The organism is Streptosporangium sp. NPDC000509, from assembly GCF_042898365.1.
In the GTDB taxonomy this organism is placed as follows: domain Bacteria; phylum Actinomycetota; class Actinomycetes; order Streptosporangiales; family Streptosporangiaceae; genus Streptosporangium.
The window spans coordinates 116464-133062 of sequence record NZ_JBIAYX010000018.1 but is presented as its reverse complement, the minus strand read 5'-3'; the positions used below and the strand labels follow the sequence as shown (position 1 = coordinate 133062).

The 16599-nt window shown below is 70.1% G+C and carries 14 protein-coding genes and 1 tRNA gene; 7 read left to right on the top strand and 8 right to left on the bottom strand.

Annotation, left to right across the window (positions count from 1 at the left end):
* The first annotated feature begins 173 nt into the window (after positions 1-173).
* The 6 genes from ACFY3D_RS30360 (at position 174) to ACFY3D_RS30335 (ending at position 7179) form a co-directional block, all read left to right on the top strand.
* Positions 174-247 (top strand) — tRNA-Leu (locus ACFY3D_RS30360).
* A 764-nt stretch (positions 248-1011) separates the two neighbouring features.
* Positions 1012-2211 carry a sensor histidine kinase gene (locus tag ACFY3D_RS30355; RefSeq protein WP_389985558.1) on the top strand — a complete coding sequence of 400 codons (1200 nt, stop codon included), beginning with the start codon at positions 1012-1014 and terminating at the stop codon, positions 2209-2211.
* A 23-nt stretch (positions 2212-2234) separates the two neighbouring features.
* Complete coding sequence (locus ACFY3D_RS30350) at positions 2235-2897, top strand: response regulator (RefSeq protein WP_389985753.1); 663 nt, start codon at positions 2235-2237, stop codon at positions 2895-2897.
* Between the two features lie 9 nt (positions 2898-2906).
* Positions 2907-3494, top strand: coding sequence for a DUF1707 domain-containing protein (locus tag ACFY3D_RS30345; protein ID WP_389985555.1), 588 nt, complete (start codon positions 2907-2909; stop codon positions 3492-3494).
* 396 nt (positions 3495-3890) lie between these two features.
* Positions 3891-4661: an ABC transporter ATP-binding protein gene (locus tag ACFY3D_RS30340; protein ID WP_389985552.1), complete on the top strand. Its 771-nt coding sequence runs from the start codon at positions 3891-3893 to the stop codon at positions 4659-4661.
* Between the two features lies 1 nt (position 4662).
* Positions 4663-7179, top strand: a complete 2517-nt coding sequence (locus tag ACFY3D_RS30335) for an ABC transporter permease (RefSeq protein WP_389985549.1) — start codon at positions 4663-4665, stop codon at positions 7177-7179.
* Between the two features lie 136 nt (positions 7180-7315).
* Here the strand turns inward: ACFY3D_RS30335 and ACFY3D_RS30330 are convergent, their stop codons facing one another.
* The 8 genes from ACFY3D_RS30330 to ACFY3D_RS30295 all read right to left on the bottom strand — a co-directional run bounded on the left by ACFY3D_RS30330 (position 7316) and on the right by ACFY3D_RS30295 (position 14377).
* The gene (locus tag ACFY3D_RS30330; protein ID WP_350949834.1) at positions 7316-7585 is read right to left on the bottom strand and encodes a hypothetical protein; all 270 of its coding nucleotides are present in this window, start codon (positions 7583-7585) and stop codon (positions 7316-7318) included.
* Positions 7582-8337, bottom strand: coding sequence for a toxin glutamine deamidase domain-containing protein (locus ACFY3D_RS30325; RefSeq protein WP_362897609.1), 756 nt, complete (start codon positions 8335-8337; stop codon positions 7582-7584). Before ACFY3D_RS30325 ends, ACFY3D_RS30330 begins: the two co-directional genes overlap by 4 nt.
* A gap of 158 nt (positions 8338-8495) precedes the next feature.
* Positions 8496-10232: a molybdopterin-dependent oxidoreductase gene (locus tag ACFY3D_RS30320; protein WP_389985545.1), complete on the bottom strand. Its 1737-nt coding sequence runs from the start codon at positions 10230-10232 to the stop codon at positions 8496-8498.
* A 106-nt stretch (positions 10233-10338) separates the two neighbouring features.
* Positions 10339-10992: an XTP/dITP diphosphatase gene (locus ACFY3D_RS30315; RefSeq protein WP_389985542.1), complete on the bottom strand. Its 654-nt coding sequence runs from the start codon at positions 10990-10992 to the stop codon at positions 10339-10341.
* Positions 10993-11035: 43 nt separating this feature from the next.
* Positions 11036-11752, bottom strand: coding sequence for a ribonuclease PH (gene rph, locus ACFY3D_RS30310; RefSeq protein ID WP_350949838.1), 717 nt, complete (start codon positions 11750-11752; stop codon positions 11036-11038).
* Positions 11753-11757: 5 nt separating this feature from the next.
* Positions 11758-12510 carry an MBL fold metallo-hydrolase gene (locus ACFY3D_RS30305; RefSeq protein ID WP_389985539.1) on the bottom strand — a complete coding sequence of 251 codons (753 nt, stop codon included), beginning with the start codon at positions 12508-12510 and terminating at the stop codon, positions 11758-11760.
* A 120-nt stretch (positions 12511-12630) separates the two neighbouring features.
* Complete coding sequence (murI, locus tag ACFY3D_RS30300; RefSeq protein ID WP_389985536.1) at positions 12631-13452, bottom strand: glutamate racemase; 822 nt, start codon at positions 13450-13452, stop codon at positions 12631-12633.
* A gap of 133 nt (positions 13453-13585) precedes the next feature.
* Positions 13586-14377, bottom strand: coding sequence for a thioesterase family protein (locus ACFY3D_RS30295; protein WP_389985533.1), 792 nt, complete (start codon positions 14375-14377; stop codon positions 13586-13588).
* A 317-nt stretch (positions 14378-14694) separates the two neighbouring features.
* On the opposite strand from ACFY3D_RS30295, the gene ACFY3D_RS30290 reads away from it, so the two are divergent.
* Positions 14695-16554 carry a DUF3352 domain-containing protein gene (locus tag ACFY3D_RS30290; protein WP_389985530.1) on the top strand — a complete coding sequence of 620 codons (1860 nt, stop codon included), beginning with the start codon at positions 14695-14697 and terminating at the stop codon, positions 16552-16554.
* Positions 16555-16599 lie beyond the last annotated feature (45 nt).

Sequence of the window (16599 nt, the reverse complement as noted above, 5' to 3'; positions counted from 1 at the left end):
GGATGCCATACCGCTGCGCGGCCTGTAGGATCGGGAGCGCTTGGCAAGGTCAGGCATTGACACTGCACGTTGACCACATCAATGGCAACTGGCTGGATAACAGAAAAGAAAATCTGCGCTTTCTCTGCCCTAATTGCCATTCACAGACAGAGAATTTCGCAGGAAAAAACAGAGGGGCCGTAGTCCAAAGGCAGGAGACACACGGTTTAGGTCCGTGCCAGTCCGGGTTCGAATCCCGGCGGCCCTACAAAACAATTCAAAGTCAACCGGTCGACATGAAGCCGGTGGACACCAGCGTGACAATATCGGCCCAGGATTTATTTTTCATAGAATACTGTCGGAGCGAAAGACGCTTCGCGTCGAGATCCGCGGTCGTACGCAGAGCCATTCAATTACTGCGCGAATCCGTCCTCGCGGAGGACCGCGTCGCCGCGTCCGATCCGGCGGGTTGAGGCCGGGAACCCGGGGACGCGCGTTCGGCCGGCTTCGCCGTGGGTGGTGCTTCGGTGAGTCGCCCGCGTGGGCCCAGGTCGACCACCCGAGGGACCGGCGTCGCCCGGTGCCGCACGAGACGGCACGATGTTCACCGCCGGACGGGAAGACCCTCGTGGATCCGCGTGGGTAAGCGGGTAGGCAGGTGCGCAGGTGAGCGAGCAGGCCGACGATCCCGGTGAGGCCGCCGAAGCGTCCGAGGAGGCGCCGAGCGGTATGCGGCGAGGGAGCTCTGTCCGATGTGGCGGCTATCCGTCGCGGCGGGGGAACGGGAGAGAAAACGTCAGGTCGCGCGGCCTGTCTTCGTGACCGCGCGACCCGGCGTCGTTGTGATTGATCACCACAAACTATCTCCCTTTACTCACCCCGGAGGGCGCTCCCAGAAACCATGGTGCCCCAGAGACCGTAAAGGCTGCGTAAGCCAAGCCGAATGTGCGGCCCGGTGTGCGACCTGAGTCGTACATCGAGCTCCACCCTGAGGGGGAAGGGCGCTGATCTGCGCATACGTATCGTAGTGATGTGTTCGGCAGATTGCGCGCCTGGAGCGTGCGCCATCCCAGGATCACGGACGCCCTGTGGCTGACTCCGTTCCTGCTGGTCTCGCTGCTCAATGTCTGGGCCGTCGGGGTGGTCGACCTGGTGGCCTGGGGGGCGGAGAGGCTGGGGCTGTGGGGGTTCGCGGGGCTGACGCTGCTGTTGTTCGTGCCCCTGTTCTGGATGCGCGAGCGTCCGGTCGCGGTCTTCGCGATCGTCTCGTTCGCCTCCTTCCTCCAGTGGCTCGCCGGGGTTCCGCCCCTGTTCTTCAATGTCTCCGTGCTCGTCGCCATGTACGAGGTGGCGTCGCGGCGTTCGCTGCGCTGGGCGGTCGGGGCGGGGCTGGTGGTGGAGCTGGGATTGTTCCTGGTGTTCGGGCGGGTACCGCAGGGGTTTGATCTGCGTGCCTTCGCCACGGCCTCGGCGTTCGCGGTCGCGATCTGGATGACGGGGATCTACGCGAACACCCGCCGCCGTTATCTGGAGAGTCTGGAGGAGCGGGCCGAGCGAGCGGAACGCGATCGCGATCAGCAGGCCAGGCTGGCTGCGGCCGCGGAGCGGGCCAGGATCGCCCGTGAGCTGCACGACGTGGTCGCGCACAACGTGAGTGTGATCATCGTTCAGGCCGACGGGGCGGGGTACGCGATCGACCGCGATCCTGAGCAGGCGCGCAGGGCGATGGAGGCGGTCTCGGCCACGGGCCGCAGGGCGCTCGCGGAGATGCGGCGGATGGTGGGCGTGCTGCGGGCCGACGGTGTCCAGGAGGAGTACGCTCCGCAGCCGAGCCTGTCGCAGTTGGACGATCTGGTGACGCAGGTGCGGGAGTCGGGTTTGCCGGTGGAGTTGCGGGTGTCCGGTGTTCCCGCGGAGCTTCCCGAGGGGGAGCAGCTCACGGTTTACCGGATCGTTCAGGAGGCGCTCACCAATACCCTCAAACACGGCGGCCCGGACAGCAGGGCCACGGTGGAGATGGAGTACGGCGTGCGGGAGCTGCTCGTGCGGGTGACCGACGACGGTCGTGGCGCGGCGACGCCGGAGCGTGAGGGTGGGCACGGCCTGGTCGGCATGCGCGAGCGGGTCGCGATGTTCGGCGGGAGTGTGAAGGCGAGCCCCGTTCCCGGTGGCGGGTTCCAGGTGGTGGCGCGGCTGCCGGTCGGCGATACCGGGGCGGGGCGGGCGGCTTGACGGAGCACACGGCGGGTGACCAGGTGATTCGGGTGATGCTGGTCGACGACCAGGAGTTGCTGCGCACCGGTTTCCGCATGGTTCTCGACGCCCATCCCGGTATCGAGGTCGTCGCGGAGGCGGGTAACGGGGCCGCGGCGGTGGAGGCGGTGCGGACGGTCGCCGTGGACGTGGTGCTGATGGACGTGCGGATGCCGGTGATGGACGGGGTGGAGGCGACGCGGCTGATCTGTTCGACGGCCGGTGGGCCTCGGGTGCTGATCCTGACCACGTTCGATCTGGACGATTACGCGTTCGCGGCGTTGAAGGCGGGCGCGTCGGGGTTCCTGCTGAAGGATGTGCCGCCCGCCGATCTGGTGAGCGCGATCCAGTCGGTGCACAGCGGGGACGCGGTGGTGGCGCCGAGTACGACGCGGCGGCTGCTGGAGCGTTTCGCGGTGCACCTTCCCTCCGCGGTGGCCGAGCCGGCGGTGCTGACCGGGTTGACCGCGCGGGAGCGGGAGGTGCTGGTGCTGGTGGCGAGGGGGTTGTCGAACACGGAGATCGCCGGTCGTCTGGAGCTGGCGGAGGCGACGGTCAAGACGCATCTGGGCCGGATCCTGGCGAAGCTGAGCCTGCGGGATCGAGCACAGGTCGTCGTATATGCCTATGAATCAGGCATCGTAACCCCGCATTCCGCCGATTAGCATCGTCGTATGACGAACCTTGACGGCCGGCTCCGCGCGTCGCACTCCGATCGTGACGCGGTCATCGAGCGGTTGCGCGTGGCCACCGGAGAGGGACGACTCAGCCTGGAGGAGTTGGAGGAGCGGATCGAGCGGACGCAGGTGGCGAGGACGTACGACGACCTGAGGGCCATCACCGCCGACCTGCCGCGAGACGACGCGGGGCTCGCCATGCTGGGCGCCGGGGGTGCCGGGGGCGTCGGAGGCGCCGGAAGCGGAGTCCTGGAGCTGCGGACGAAGCACGGGGAGGTGCAGCAGAAGGACTACTGGGTGGTGCCCCCGCGCATCGTGGCGAGTTGCAGCTCGGGCACCGTGAAGATCGACTTCACCGAGGCGGTGTGCTCGCACCGCGAGGTGTTGCTGGAGGCGACCTGCGGGATGGGCACCATCCTGGTGACCGTGCCGCGTGGGTGGACCGTGTGGATCGACTCGCTGACGACGAACATGGGCACGATCAAAAACAAGGCCACCGAACCTGGGCGCCCTGACGCGCCGGTGCTGCGTGTCACCGGCAAGGTCGGCCTGGGCACCTTGAAGATCAAATACCCGCGGAGGTAATACCGGTTGAAGGCCGGGAACCTTCCCCGCCGGAGACAGGAACCACGCGAGTCTCCCCATCGGATACGAGAGCCGCGCGAACCTTGACCGAAGGCGAGAGCCTCGGCCGGAGACAGAGCCCCGGGTCGGAGGCGAGAGCCTCGGGAGAACCCCGCTGGATCAGAAACCCGCGAGCGCCCCGGCCTTCGGGCAGGAATCCCATCGAGGGTGAGGCCCCGTTCGCCTCGCCCGCCTCGTCCGAATGGCCGAGGCCGCACTACGGCGGAGGTCGCGCCCCTCCTTCTCCCGACCCCCTCCGTATCGCCACAAGTCAGGCCTAACGCCTGATGGATCCCTCTTTCCCCATCAATACCGTTTGGTGCGTCATAACATCACACGTTGTTGAGGAGAGCTGTCGTGACCATCACCGGAGAGGTCGGCGCGTGGGACGCGCGGGAAAGCGCGGCGCCGGCCGTGACGGCCAGAGGTCTCACCAAGGTGTACGGCCGGGGGGACACCGCCGTGCACGCGCTGCGCGGAGTGGACGTCTCCTTCGCGACGGGCGCCTTCACCGCGATCATGGGCCCCTCGGGGTCAGGCAAGTCCACGCTCATGCACTGCCTGGCCGGGCTGGACACGGTGAGCGGCGGGCAGGTGCACGTCGGGGACGTGGAGCTGACCGGACTCAACGACAAGAAGCTCACCATGCTCCGCCGCGAGCGGATCGGCTTCGTCTTCCAGGCGTTCAACCTGTTGCCGACGCTCACCGCCGAGCAGAACATCCGGCTCCCGCTGGAGATCGCCGGGCGGCTGGCCGACCCCGCGCTGTTCGACCGGGTCGTGGAGACCGTGGGCCTGCGCGACCGGCTCGGCCACAAGCCCGCGGAACTGTCGGGCGGCCAGCAGCAGCGCGTCGCGGTCGCCCGCGCCCTGATCAGCAGGCCGCAGGTCATCTTCGCCGACGAGCCCACCGGCAACCTCGACTCGCGCAGCGGCGCCGAGGTGCTCTCCTTTCTGCGGACGTCGGTGCGCGAACTCGACCAGACGATCGTGATGGTCACCCACGACCCGGTGGCGGCCTCGTACGCCGACCGCGTGGTCTTCCTCCGCGACGGCCTGCTGGTGAGCGAGCTGACAGGGCCGACGCCGCAGTCGGTGCTGGACACGCTGATGAAGCTGGAGGCGTGAGGTGCTGAGGACGACGCTGGCCGGGTTGCTCGCCCACCGGCTGCGCCTGATGCTGACGTCCCTCGCGATCGCGCTGGGGGTCGGCTTCATCGCGGGAACGTTCGTACTGACCGACACCATCGACGCGGGGTTCACCGAGAAGTTCTCCGCGGCGGCCGACAAAATCGACGTCGCCGTACTCCCGGTGTCCGGCGGGAACGGCGACGAGCCTCCGGTCGTCTCCGAGGCCACCCTGGAGAAGGTGCGCGCCGTGGACGGGGTGACCGACGCACAGGGGCTGGTACGGGGCACGTCCGCCCTGATCGGCAAGGACGGCAAGGCCGCCGGTGACTTCCCCACCGCGGGAATCTCCCTGCCCGAGGGCGACCTGAACCGTATGCCGATCGTGAGCGGTACGGCCCCGAAGACCGCGACGCAGGCCGTGCTCGACGAGGGCACCGCCAGGACCAGGGGCTTCAAGGTCGGCGACACCGTCGCGGTGCTCGACGCCAAGAACGCCAGACATGAGTTCACCCTGGTGGGCCTGTTCGACGTCGGCCTGGACCAGGAGCTCGGATACTTCGGCGCGGTCGGCTACACCACGGACACGGCCAGGAAGATGACCGGGCAGAAGGGGTATCGGGAGATCGACGTCGCCGCCGCCGAGGGGGTCACCCAGGAGGCGCTGCGCGGCTCGGTCGCCTCGGCCGTGGGCTCGGGTCACGAGGTCAAGACCGGTGAGCGCTACGCGGCGGACCTCGCCAGGAACAACGGTGCCAACGGCGACTTCCTGAAGCTGGGCCTGCTGCTGTTCGGCGTGGTGGCGATGTTCGTGGCCGCGCTGGTCATCTACAACACCTTCAACATCCTGGTGGCCCAGCGGACCCGCGAGATGGCGCTGCTGCGATGCGTCGGGGCGACGCGCGGGCAGGTCTTCGCCTCGATCATGCTGGAGTCCGCGGTGGTCGGCCTGCTGTCGTCGGTGCTGGGCCTGCTGCTCGGCTACGGCCTGGGCGCGGGGGCGCTCTTTGTGCTGGCGGCGTTCGACTCGCCGCTGCCCACGGCCGCCACCGCCACCCTGACGCCGACCACCGTCGTCCTTGGCCTGGTCATCGGCATGACGGTCACGATCGGCGCGGCACTGCTGCCCGCGCGGGCCGCGACGCGGGTGGCACCGATCGCGGCGCTGCGCTCGCAGACCGAGGAGCGGACCTTCAGGGCCGGCCTGGTGCGAATGATCTTCGCGGGACTGTTCCTGCTCGCGGGCGTGGGCATCGTGGTGGCGGGGATCTCCACGGATCCGGGCGAGGCCGCCCTGGTGACGGTGATGGCCGGATGCTCGTCCGTCTTCCTCGCGGTGCTGATCCTCGGGCCGGTGATCGTCAGGCCGCTCTCCGCCTTCGCGGGGTGGGTGCCGGCCAAGCTCTTCGGCGTACCCGGCAGGCTGGCCGTGGACAACTCCCGGCGCAACCCGAAGCGGTCGGCGACCACCACCGTGGCACTCACCGTGGGCGTGACGTTGATGACGGTCATCTCCGTCGTCACCGGCACCGTTCGGGTGACGTTCACCCAGCAGCTCGACGAGCAGTTCCCCTTCGACTACATGGTGCAGACCCAGGAGCGCGACTCGGGCCTGCCCCGCGCGATCGCCGAGGACCTCCGGAGCCGGTCCGAGCTGGACTCGGTCATCGCCTTCCGCGAGACCACCGCGAGGCTCGCGACCGGGACCACCCGGTACGACGTGGGAACCTTCACCCCCGTCCCTGGCTTCAAGCCGCCGCTCGACGCGGGCTCGCTCGACCGGCTCGTCCCGGGGACCGCGCTCGTCACCGACCGCGTCGCCGAGCGGCTCACGCTCGGGGTCGGTGACCGGATCACCGTACGGACGGCGAAGGCGGGTACGGTCGATCTCTCGATCGTGGGCATCTCCGACGTCGACGCGAACCTCTCCGACGTGACGGTGCCCGAGCGGGAGTTCGACCGCTACTTCGGCGAGGTCGGCGACAACCGAGTGATGATCAAGCACCGTGACGGCGTCGACCCGGACCGGGCGCTCGCGGCGGTCGAGGCGGCGACGGAGGCGTACCCGACGGCGAAGGTCGCGAGCTCGACGGAGATGCGGGGCCAGTTCGACGAGGCGCTCGACATGATACTGATGATCATCACGGGGCTGCTCGGCCTGGCGGTGCTCATCTCCCTGCTGGGCATCGCCAACACGCTCTCCCTCTCGGTCCACGAGCGCACCCGCGAGTCCGCGCTGCTGCGTGCCCTCGGCCTGACCCGGCCCCAGCTGCGGCGGATGCTCTCGGTCGAGGCGCTGGTCCTGGGCCTCATCGGCGCGCTGGTCGGCGTGGCGCTGGGAGTCGCGTTCGGCTGGGCGGCCGCGCAGACGATGACCGACAACGTCGTCTTCCAGCTGCCGGTGCCGCAGATCCTGTCGTTCGTCGCCCTGTCCGGCCTCGCCGGGGTGCTCGCGGCCGTCCTGCCCGCCCGGCGCGCGGCCCGCGCCTCGGTCGTGGGCTCACTCGCGAGCGGCTGAGCACCGGGCGGCCCGAACCGGACGGGCTGGGCGGTGCGCCTCCCGGTCCGGCCCGGCAGGACGGCGGGGCCGGACCGGGACGGTCGGGACGCCGGGACGGCCAGGTCAGGTCATGCATGGTGGCCGGGACGCCTCGCTATCGGGGGCGGCGTCCCGGCCACTGCTCGGCCACGGTCTCGGGGTTGAGCAGCGGCCGGATCACGATCTCACCGGTGGCCCTGTCGATCACCACACAGCCGGAGCCGACGGTGTCGGGCAGCACGCTGGGATCGTCGGGCTCGGGCTCGTTCGCCCAGGCGACATAGCCCTCTTGAAAGGCATAAATCCTGATCTCGACGGCGGCACCCGCGCCCCGGACCCCGTTGAAGTACTCCTCCGCCACGGCCCTCGCCTGGTCCGGGTTCACAGACGTCGTCCCTCCCTGTCGATCACGACGCAGAACACACCCGTCACCGACTCGTACGGCGGCTCCACCGCCATGTGCCCCCGCTGCGCGTCGATCCAGATCACCTCGCCGTCGAAGTTCACCGCGTTCCACGCGTGGCTGCCCCCGGCCGGCCAGCGGTTGACGATGAGCGCCGAGGAGCCGTGTCCCCCGGCCAGCAGCGCCTGCGCGATCGGCAGGTAGGCATGGCGTCCCTGCCCCACGTAGTGGAAGCGCTGCCCCAGCCACCGCTCCGCCCTCGCCACTCCCCCGGCCTCCCCGGTGAGCAGCGGCCTGCCCACCCTGTCGTACTCGGGCCTGCGCGGCGCGGCCACCGCGGGGGTGCCGTACCAGGTGGAGAGCACCGACAGCGCGCAGTCGATCGCGTTGGTCGCCCGGAACGGATCGTCGGCCGGGCCGCTCCCGTTGATCAGCCTGATCCACATGCCGCGCGGGTCGGGGAAGCGGCGCGGGGTGCCCTGCTCGGTGAGGGGAACGGCCCGCAGCATGTCCTCCTCGGTCTGCGGATCGGGCCTGGCCAGCCCACCCGCCAAGCCGTACGGCCTGCACTGGTCCAGCCGCGCCGGACCCCAGCGCATCCGCTCCCGCTCGCTCTCGCGCGGCGCGGGTGCCACCACCGGCACCTGGACCTCCAGCTCGAAGTCCCGCCACCGCTGCCCGTCCATCGTCACCACGGGGTTGTAGACCCCCGACGCCAAGCTCCACTCGTTCACCGGCTCCCCCGTCCCCAACCCCTGGGAGCCAGATAGTAGGACGGCCCACCCACCCGACACGAAGGAGTTGACCGTTTAAAGGCTCAACCCCCACCTGTCGTTCCAGTCCTCGTCACAACGGCATCGAGGTCAGTGATCGCGAAGCGGCACAGCCAGGGTCAGCCGACCCGTACCCGGATGGTGTGCCAGCCGGTGGCGCCGTCCGGGGCGACAGAGGCGCGCTCGGCGGTCTGGGTGTAGCCGGTGGTGTCGGTGGCGCGGACCTCGATGGTGTGCTCGCCGGGGGTGGCGTCCCAGTCGTCGAGGACCCACTGGCGCCAGGTGTCGGCGGTGGGGGCCTCGGCGAGGCGGGCCTGGCGCCACTCGCCCTGGTCGACGCGGACCTCGACCGCGTCCACGCCCTTGTGCTGTGCCCAGGCGACCCCCGCGACGACGGTCTTGCCGGCGGGGACGCTCGCGCCGTCCCTGGGCAGGTCGATGCGCGACTGGGTCTTGATCGGCCCCTTCGCGGACCAGCCCCTGGGCGTCCAGTAGGCCTCGTCCTCGTCGAAGCGGGTGACCTTGATGTCGGTGACCCACTTGGTGGCCGAGACGTAGCCGTAGAGTCCGGGGACGACCTGGCGGACCGGGAAGCCGTGGTCGACGGGGAGCACCTCGCCGTTCATGCCGAAGGCGAGCAGGGCGTCGCGGCCGTCCATCACGACGTCGACCGGGGTTCCCGCGGTCCAGCCGTCGGCGGAGGTGCTGAGCAGCATGTCCGCGTCCTTCTGAACGCCCGCGTCGCGCAGCACCGCGGCCAGGCTGACGCCCAGCCAGCGGGCGTTGCCGATGTAGGGGCCGCCGACCTCGTTGGAGACGCAGCAGAGCGTGACATCGGCCTCGACCACGGCGCGTTTCATCAGGTCGGCGAAGGTGAGCTCCACGGGCCGATCGACCATGCCGTGGATGGTGAGGGTCCAGTCGTGCGGGTCGACCTGGGGGACCGACAGGGTGGTGTCGACCCGGTAGAAGTCGTTGTTGGGGGTGACGAACGACGACAGGCCCCTGATCCTCAGGTCGGTCCCGGCTGGCAGCGCGGGGAGGGGTTTCGCGGGCAGGGGCAGCGTGATGCCGCTGCGTGCCGCGTTCACCTCGGCCCGCCCGGAGAGCGCGCGCCCGGCCAGACCCGCCACCCCCGCGAGAGCCACGCCGCCGACCGCGCCGGTCAGCAGGCCCCGGCGGTCGAAGGCGCGCAGGTCGTTCCCCGCCCGCATGACGGGCGGTACCTGCGGACCGGTCCGCTCCCCGGCCTCCGATGAGGACTCGGGCGAGACCGGCCGCAGGCGTTCCTGCCCGGTGTCGTGCGAAATCTCTTCCTGGCGGCCCGGCCCGGTGTCGTGCGCGGCCCCCGCGGCACCCACGACATAGGCGCCACCCGACACCCCCGCGTACGACCCGGCCGAGGCGTCGTCGGGTACGAGGGCGCGACGGACGAGCCACCGCAGAACGAGCATGCCGGCGCCCACCCCGACGAGCGTCGGGACGACGTCTACCGGTCCGGCCCCTGGCCGGGTCAGCACGGCGACGACACCGACGAGGCCGAACGCGGCCAGACCCGCCATCCCGTACCGGAGGTCGCGGACGGCGGCCCTTCCCAGCGCGACGGCGATCGCGGCCATGACCAGGAGGATCCCGGCGAGCAGCACGGTCTTGTCGTTCTCGCCGAAGGTGCGGATCGCCCATTCCTTGAGCGGCGCAGGGGTGAGGTCGACGACGGAGTTGCCGACCGCGACGACCGGGAAGGCGACGGGGTTCACCAGGCCCGCCACGAGCAGTGACACCGCCACCGCCACCGCGCCGGACACCAGACCGATCAGCGCCGGGGCCCAGGAGGGCACACGCTTGTTGCTCTGCATACCCCCGACGCTACGCCCATAAGGGGCCGCGGGTTCTTACGCGCTGATTACAGGCGCGACCTGGACGTCTCGGGCTCCTCGGCCGTCGTCCGCGCGGCTCGCGCCGTCAGGCGATCATTTCGGCGATGACGGGGGCGAGGGCGCGGAAGGCGCGGCCACGGTGGCTGATCGCGTCCTTCTCCGCGGCGGACAGTTCGGCGGTGGTCCGGGTCTCGCCTTCGGGGACGAGGATCGGGTCGTAGCCGAAGCCGCCGGTGCCGCGCGGGGCGTCGATGATCACGCCGCGCAGCGCCCCCTCGGTCACCCGCTCCTCCCCCGAGGGGAGTGCGAGCGCCGCGGCGCAGGCGAAGTGCGCGCCCCGGTGCTCGGCGGGCACGTCGGAGACCTGGGCGAGCAGCAGGTCGAGGTTGGCCTGGTCGTCGCCGTGCCTTCCCGCCCAGCGGGCGGAGAAGATGCCCGGCATGCCGTTCAGGGCGTCGACACAGAGGCCGGAGTCGTCGGCGATCGCGGGCAGGCCGGACTGCTGTGCGACCGCGTGCGCCTTGAGCAGCGCGTTCGCCGCGAAGGTGAGGCCGGTCTCGGCGACGTCGCCGATCTCGGGGAACTCCTCGAGCCCGACGATCTCGACCGGGACCCGGGCGTCGGCGAGGATCCGGCGCAGCTCGGCGATCTTTCCCGCGTTCCTGGTGGCGAGGACCACACGGGCCGCACCGGACTGGGCCGCACCGGTCTCGATCTCGGTCGTACCGGATTCGCTCATGCCGACCGCCTCGTTCCTGAACGATTCACCGGGAGAAAGCGGCTCATGCCAGCGCCTCCCGCTGGAGGCGGGTGAGCTCGGCGCAGCCGGCCGCGCCGAGGTCGAGCAGCTCGTCGAGGGCGGCGCGGTCGAACGGCTTGCCCTCGGCGGTGCCCTGGACCTCGACGAACTCGCCGGAGCCGGTCATCACCACGTTCATGTCCGTCTCGGCGGCGACGTCCTCGGTGTAGCAGAGGTCGAGCAGCGCCGTCGAGCCGACGACGCCGACGGAGACCGCCGCGACCGAGTCGACCAGCGGGTCTCCGCCGCACATCTTGCGCTTGCGCATCCACGCGACCGCGTCGACCAGCGCCACGTACGCCCCGGTGATGGCGGCGGTGCGGGTGCCGCCGTCGGCCTGGAGCACGTCGCAGTCGATGACGATCGAGTTCTCGCCCAGCGTCTTGTAGTCGACGCAGGCGCGCAGGGAGCGGCCGATCAGGCGGGAGATCTCGTGCGTACGGCCGCCGATCTTGCCGCGTACCGACTCGCGGTCGTTGCGGGTGTTCGTGGCGCGCGGCAGCATGGCGTACTCGGCGGTGATCCAGCCCTGGCCGCTGCCCCGGCGCCAGCGCGGGACGCTGTCCTGCACGGAGGCGGCGCAGAGCACCTTGGTGCCGCCGAACTCGACGAGCACCGAGCCCTCGGCGTGCGCGAGCCAGCCCCGGGTGATGGTGACGGGGCGGAGTTGATCGGGAGTACGTCCATCTGCGCGAGCCATGACGTTCACCCTAGGTCATACCGGGCCCCGCTCCGTGCCAGTTCCATCCGTCCGGCGAACCCCCCGCGGGAGGCGTCCTCCAGGACGCGGTCGCGGTCGTTCCAGGGCACCAGGTGGGTGAGGACGAGGGTGCCCACGCCCGCCCTGGCCGCGTGCTCGGCCGCCTGGCGGCCGTTCAGGTGCAGGCCGGCGGGGAGTCCGGGCTCGTCGAGGTAGGACGCCTCGCACAGGAGCACGTCGGCCCCCGAGGCGAGCTTGACCAGTTCGGCGCTCTCGCCGGTGTCCCCGGAGTAGGCCACCGAGCGCCCGCCGTGGGAGACCCTGAACCCGTAGGTCTCCACGGGGTGGTTCACCGGGGCGGCCGTCACCTCGAAGGGGCCGACCTCGAACGTCCCCGGCGTCAGGCTCACGAACTCGAAGGCTGTGTCGAGTGGCGGCTCGTCGGGCATCGCGTAGGCGGAGTTCAGGCGCTCGCGGGCGTCGGAGGGGGCGTACACCGGCACCTTGGGCAGCGGGCCGCCGGGCGAGTAGGTGCGCACCACGTGGTACGGGCACATGTCGAGGCAGTGGTCGGCGTGCAGGTGCGACAGGCAGATCGCGTCCACGTCGTACAGGCCGATGTGCCTCTGGAGCGCGCCGAGCGCGCCGTTCCCGAAGTCGAGCAGCATGCGGAACCCGTCGGCCTCCAGCAGGTAGCAGGAGGAAGGGCTGTCGGGCCCGGGGAAACTCCCCGAGCATCCAATGATCGTCAACTTCACGGCGGCCTCCTACGGTTACTGTGCGGCGCCGCGTGTCACGGCGCGGGCGCCGGTGGCCGGTGTCCGTCCCCCTTCGTCCGCCGATCCCCGGCGCTCCCCCTACGGAGCGCCCGGGCACCGTCACACGCGATGCCCGTTGTTCGGAACATCCCCTACCACCGCCACCTCGACCGCCTGGATCTCCGGTCCGAGGAACCGTCGTCCGAGGTCGGCGAAGAGTCCCGCGTCGCCGGTGGCACGGAAGCGGTGCCTGGGCTCGTCCCCCGCGGCGGCCAGGCTCCGGTCGTGCAGGACGCGGTAGACGTCCTTGGCCGTCTCGTCGGCGCTGGACACCAGCGTCACGCCGTCTCCCACCACGTAGGAGATCGGCCCGGTGAGGAGCGGGTAGTGCGTGCACCCCAGGATCAGCGTGTCGCACCCGTCGGCGAGCACCGGCTCCAGGTATTCGCGGATGACGTCGATGAGCTCGTCGCTCATCGTCTCCCCCCGCTCGACGAACTCCACCAGGCGCGGCGCGGCCACCCCGGTGAGCCGGACGTCGGGAGCGGCGGTGAACGCGTCGTGGTAGGCCATCGACTCGATCGTGGCCCTGGTCCCGACCACCCCGACCCTGCCGTTGCGGGTGGCCCGCACGGCACGGCGGGTGGCCGGCTGGATCACCTCGACGACCGGGACGGCGTAGCGTTCCCGCGCGTCGCGGAGCACCGCCGCGCTCGCGCTGTTGCACGCGATCACCAGCATCTTGACGTCGTGCTCGACGAGGTGGTCCATCACCTCCAGCGCGTAGGCGCGTACCTGTGCGATGGTTTTGGGGCCGTACGGCTGCCTCGCCGTGTCGGCCACATAGAGGATCGACTCGTTGGGCAGCTGGTCGATGATCGCCCGAGCCACCGTGAGGCCACCGACACCGCTGTCAAAGATTCCAATGCTCGCTTGCGACACAGTTCCCCAGGCTAGGCGACCCGGGACGGCCGATCACGGTAAGAATCCTCACAACGCCGAATACCAGCTCAGCCATGTATTTTTCATGACATTCAGTCGTACGGTGTCTGTAGTACGTCCCGTAGCGCGGACGTCAGCCCCGCCCGACGCGGGCCAGCTGACGGGACTGGGCGACCAGGCGGCCCGCGGAGTCCCACACCTCGACCTCCTCGTCGAACCAGCCGTCACTGATCAGGCGACCCCCGCCCAGGAGGGTGAGCCAGCCGGGTGCGGGCAGGGCACGCAGATGCCAGGTGAGGTCGACCGTGGGCGCCCAGCCGCGCGCCCCCGCGGAGAACACCACCGGCGGGAGAGCGTCGACGGCGAGCGCCAGCACGTACGGGTCGGGGTCCTGCGGCTCGGCCAGCCGGAAGTAGGCGCGGGCCTCGGGCCTGCCGGTGGGACGGCCGTCGACCCAGCCGACGGTGGGAGGGTCGAAGGCGAGTTCCACCTGGGCGCTGAACGTCAGGTTCGACGCGTCCTTGGGGGCGGGCAGCGAGACGCATCGCTCGATCGGCGGCATCACCGCCGAGGGCCCGTCCGTCCAGTCGGGGACGGCATCGCTGAGCGTCGCGGTCGTGACGAGCCCTTCGATGAAGGACGTCCCTTCCTGGACAAGGGCCACCCTGGTCATCGTGGCGGTGCGGCCGGTCTTGATCTGCTCCAGGCGCACCCGCGCGGGGCCGGGCCTCGCCGCCCGCAGGAACTGGACACTCGTGCTCACCGGATGCTCGTGAGGGGAGGCGTCCACGACCGCGCGCAGCAGCACGGCCATCAGATAGCCGCCGTTCAGGGGGCCGCCGATGGAGTATCCGGGGTCGAGGCACGCGTCGTAGGTGGTCTCGTCCACCTTGGTCACCGCTGTCGCCTCGTCGAACTTCGCCATCCGCGCCCCCGAATCTTGTTCTAGAGGGGTCACTTTACCCATTCCATGCGACCGTCGCCTCCCCGGGTCCTCGGCGCTCTCTTCCCGGGAGTCGCCAGGGCGCAGGAGCCATCGGGGAAACAAGCTCCGCGGTAAGGAAGGGACGACAGTGACCTGCGGGAACAGGGCGACAAAGATCACGATGGGCGAAGAAACCGCACTGAGCAGGGACTGATCCCGCTTAGACGTGACAATCACATAGTTAGTTCAATGCAAGCGGGTTGCTAGCAGCGTGCACTAACTTCTCCCTATCCGCGAAGTCCACCTTGTGAGTGATCATGCCTGCCAACAATCCCCCTAACCAGTCGCCCGATCCGGGTCAGCAGCCCGACAGGACGATCGCCTACCGTTGGAACGAGGGCGCACAGCCGAACGACCAGCCGCGCACGCAGGCCTACCCGCAGAACGGCCAGCCCGGATACCCACAGCCTTCCGGCGGTTACCAGCAGGGGCAGCCCTACCCGCAGCAGGGCCAGCCCTACCCGCAGCAACAGCAGCCCGGCCACCGGCAGCAGGGCTACGGCCAGCAGCCGTACGGACAGCAGAACTACGGCCAGCAGGCCGGTCAGCCGTACGGACAGCAGGCCGGTCAGCCGTACGGACAGCAGCAGGGCTACGGCCAGCAGGCATACGGGCAGCAGGCGGGGAACTGGCAGCAGGGGCCCGACTTCCTGAGCGCCGGGCCTCCCCCGGGACCTCCCGCGCGCAAGGGCGGCAAGGGCTGGCTGCTCGCGGTGGTCGCCGCGCTGGTCGTCGCCCTCGTGGGCGGTGGCGGCTTCTTCGCGATCAACCTGCTCAGCGGCGGCGGCGCGCAGCCGCACGACGTACTGCCCGGCAACGCCGTCGGCTACATCCGCCTCGACCTCGACCCGGCCGCGAACCAGAAGGTGGCGCTGTTCAACATCGCCAGGAAGTTCACGACCACCAAGGACTCCTTCAGCGGCGAGGACCCGCGTAAGGCGATCTTCGACCTGATCAAGAAGGACGCCGACGACCTCGGCAAGGTCGACTACGCCACCGACATCGAGCCCTGGCTCGGCGTCCGCGTCGGCGTGGCCGCGTTGGCCCCGGCCAAGGCCGGCGCCGAGCCCGGCGTCGTGGTGGCCGTCCAGGTCACCGACCAGGACAAGGCCACGGCGGGCATCGCGAAGCTGATGGGCAAGGAGAAGTACGGCATCGCGTTCCGCGACGACTACGCGCTGCTCACCCCAACCCAGGCCGAGGCCGACAAGGCCGTCGCCGCCGAGCCGCTGTCGGGCAACGCCGACTTCTCCGACGACCTGAGCGCCCTCGGCGAAACCGGTGTGCTCTCCTTCTGGGCCGACGCGGGCAAGCTCGCGGAAATGGCCCCCGAACTGGCCGCCCAGGACCCCACCGTCCTCGCCCAGGTCAAGAACGCCCGCGTGGCGGGCGCCCTCCGCTTCGACAGCGAGTACGTCGAGCTCGCGGGCATCAGCCGCGGCGTCGAGAACCTGGACATGGGCGATCCCGAGCCCTCCAGGATCAGCACGCTTCCCGCCTCCACCGCCGGCGCGATCTCGATCTCGGGTCTCGGCGAGGTGGTCGGCAAGCAGTGGGCACAGCTCATGAAGTCGGCCGACCAGGCCGCGGGCGGCGGCGTCCAGCAGTTCACCGACCAGGCCAAGCAGAACTACGGCCTCGCGCTCCCCGACGACCTGGTGACGCTGCTCGGCAAGAACATCACCATCGCCCTCGACTCCAACGGCCTCGACGGCAACCAGCCGAAGTTCGGCGCGAAGATCGTCACCGACCCGGCCAAGGCGCAGGAGGTCGTCGGCAAGATCGAGAGGTTCCTCGCGGACTCCGGGACGGCCGTCCCGCAGCTCGCCAAGGTTCCCGGCGACGGCGTCTTCGTCCTGGGCAGCGCGCAGGACTACGCCGCCGAGCTCAACAAGGACGGCGCCCTGGGCGACAGCGAGACCTTCCAGCTCGCGATCCCCAACGCCGGTGAGGCGACCTTCGCCCTCTACGCCGACCTGGACAAGGTGGAGAACCTCTATCTCGGCAACCTCCAGGGCGACGAGAAGGCCAACCTCCAGGTGCTCCGCGCCGTGGGCGTGAGCGGCACCCAGTCGGGCAACGAGGGGACCTTCTCGATGAGGCTCCTGTTCAACTGATCCACCCGGACTCCCGATCTCGTTCGGATCGGGCCCCCCAGATCC

Bases quoted from the DNA above. Each gene is read 5' to 3' on its own strand.
- ACFY3D_RS30345 (WP_389985555.1), top strand. From the start codon at position 2,907: ATGACGAACCTTGACGGCCGGCTCCGCGCGTCGCACTCCGATCGTGAC.
- ACFY3D_RS30320 (WP_389985545.1), bottom strand. From the start codon at position 10,232: ATGCAGAGCAACAAGCGTGTGCCCTCCTGGGCCCCGGCGCTGATCGGT.
- ACFY3D_RS30315 (WP_389985542.1), bottom strand. From the start codon at position 10,992: ATGAGCGAATCCGGTACGACCGAGATCGAGACCGGTGCGGCCCAGTCC.
- rph (WP_350949838.1), bottom strand. From the start codon at position 11,752: ATGGCTCGCGCAGATGGACGTACTCCCGATCAACTCCGCCCCGTCACC.
- ACFY3D_RS30295 (WP_389985533.1), bottom strand. From the start codon at position 14,377: ATGGCGAAGTTCGACGAGGCGACAGCGGTGACCAAGGTGGACGAGACC.
- ACFY3D_RS30290 (WP_389985530.1), top strand. From the start codon at position 14,695: ATGCCTGCCAACAATCCCCCTAACCAGTCGCCCGATCCGGGTCAGCAG.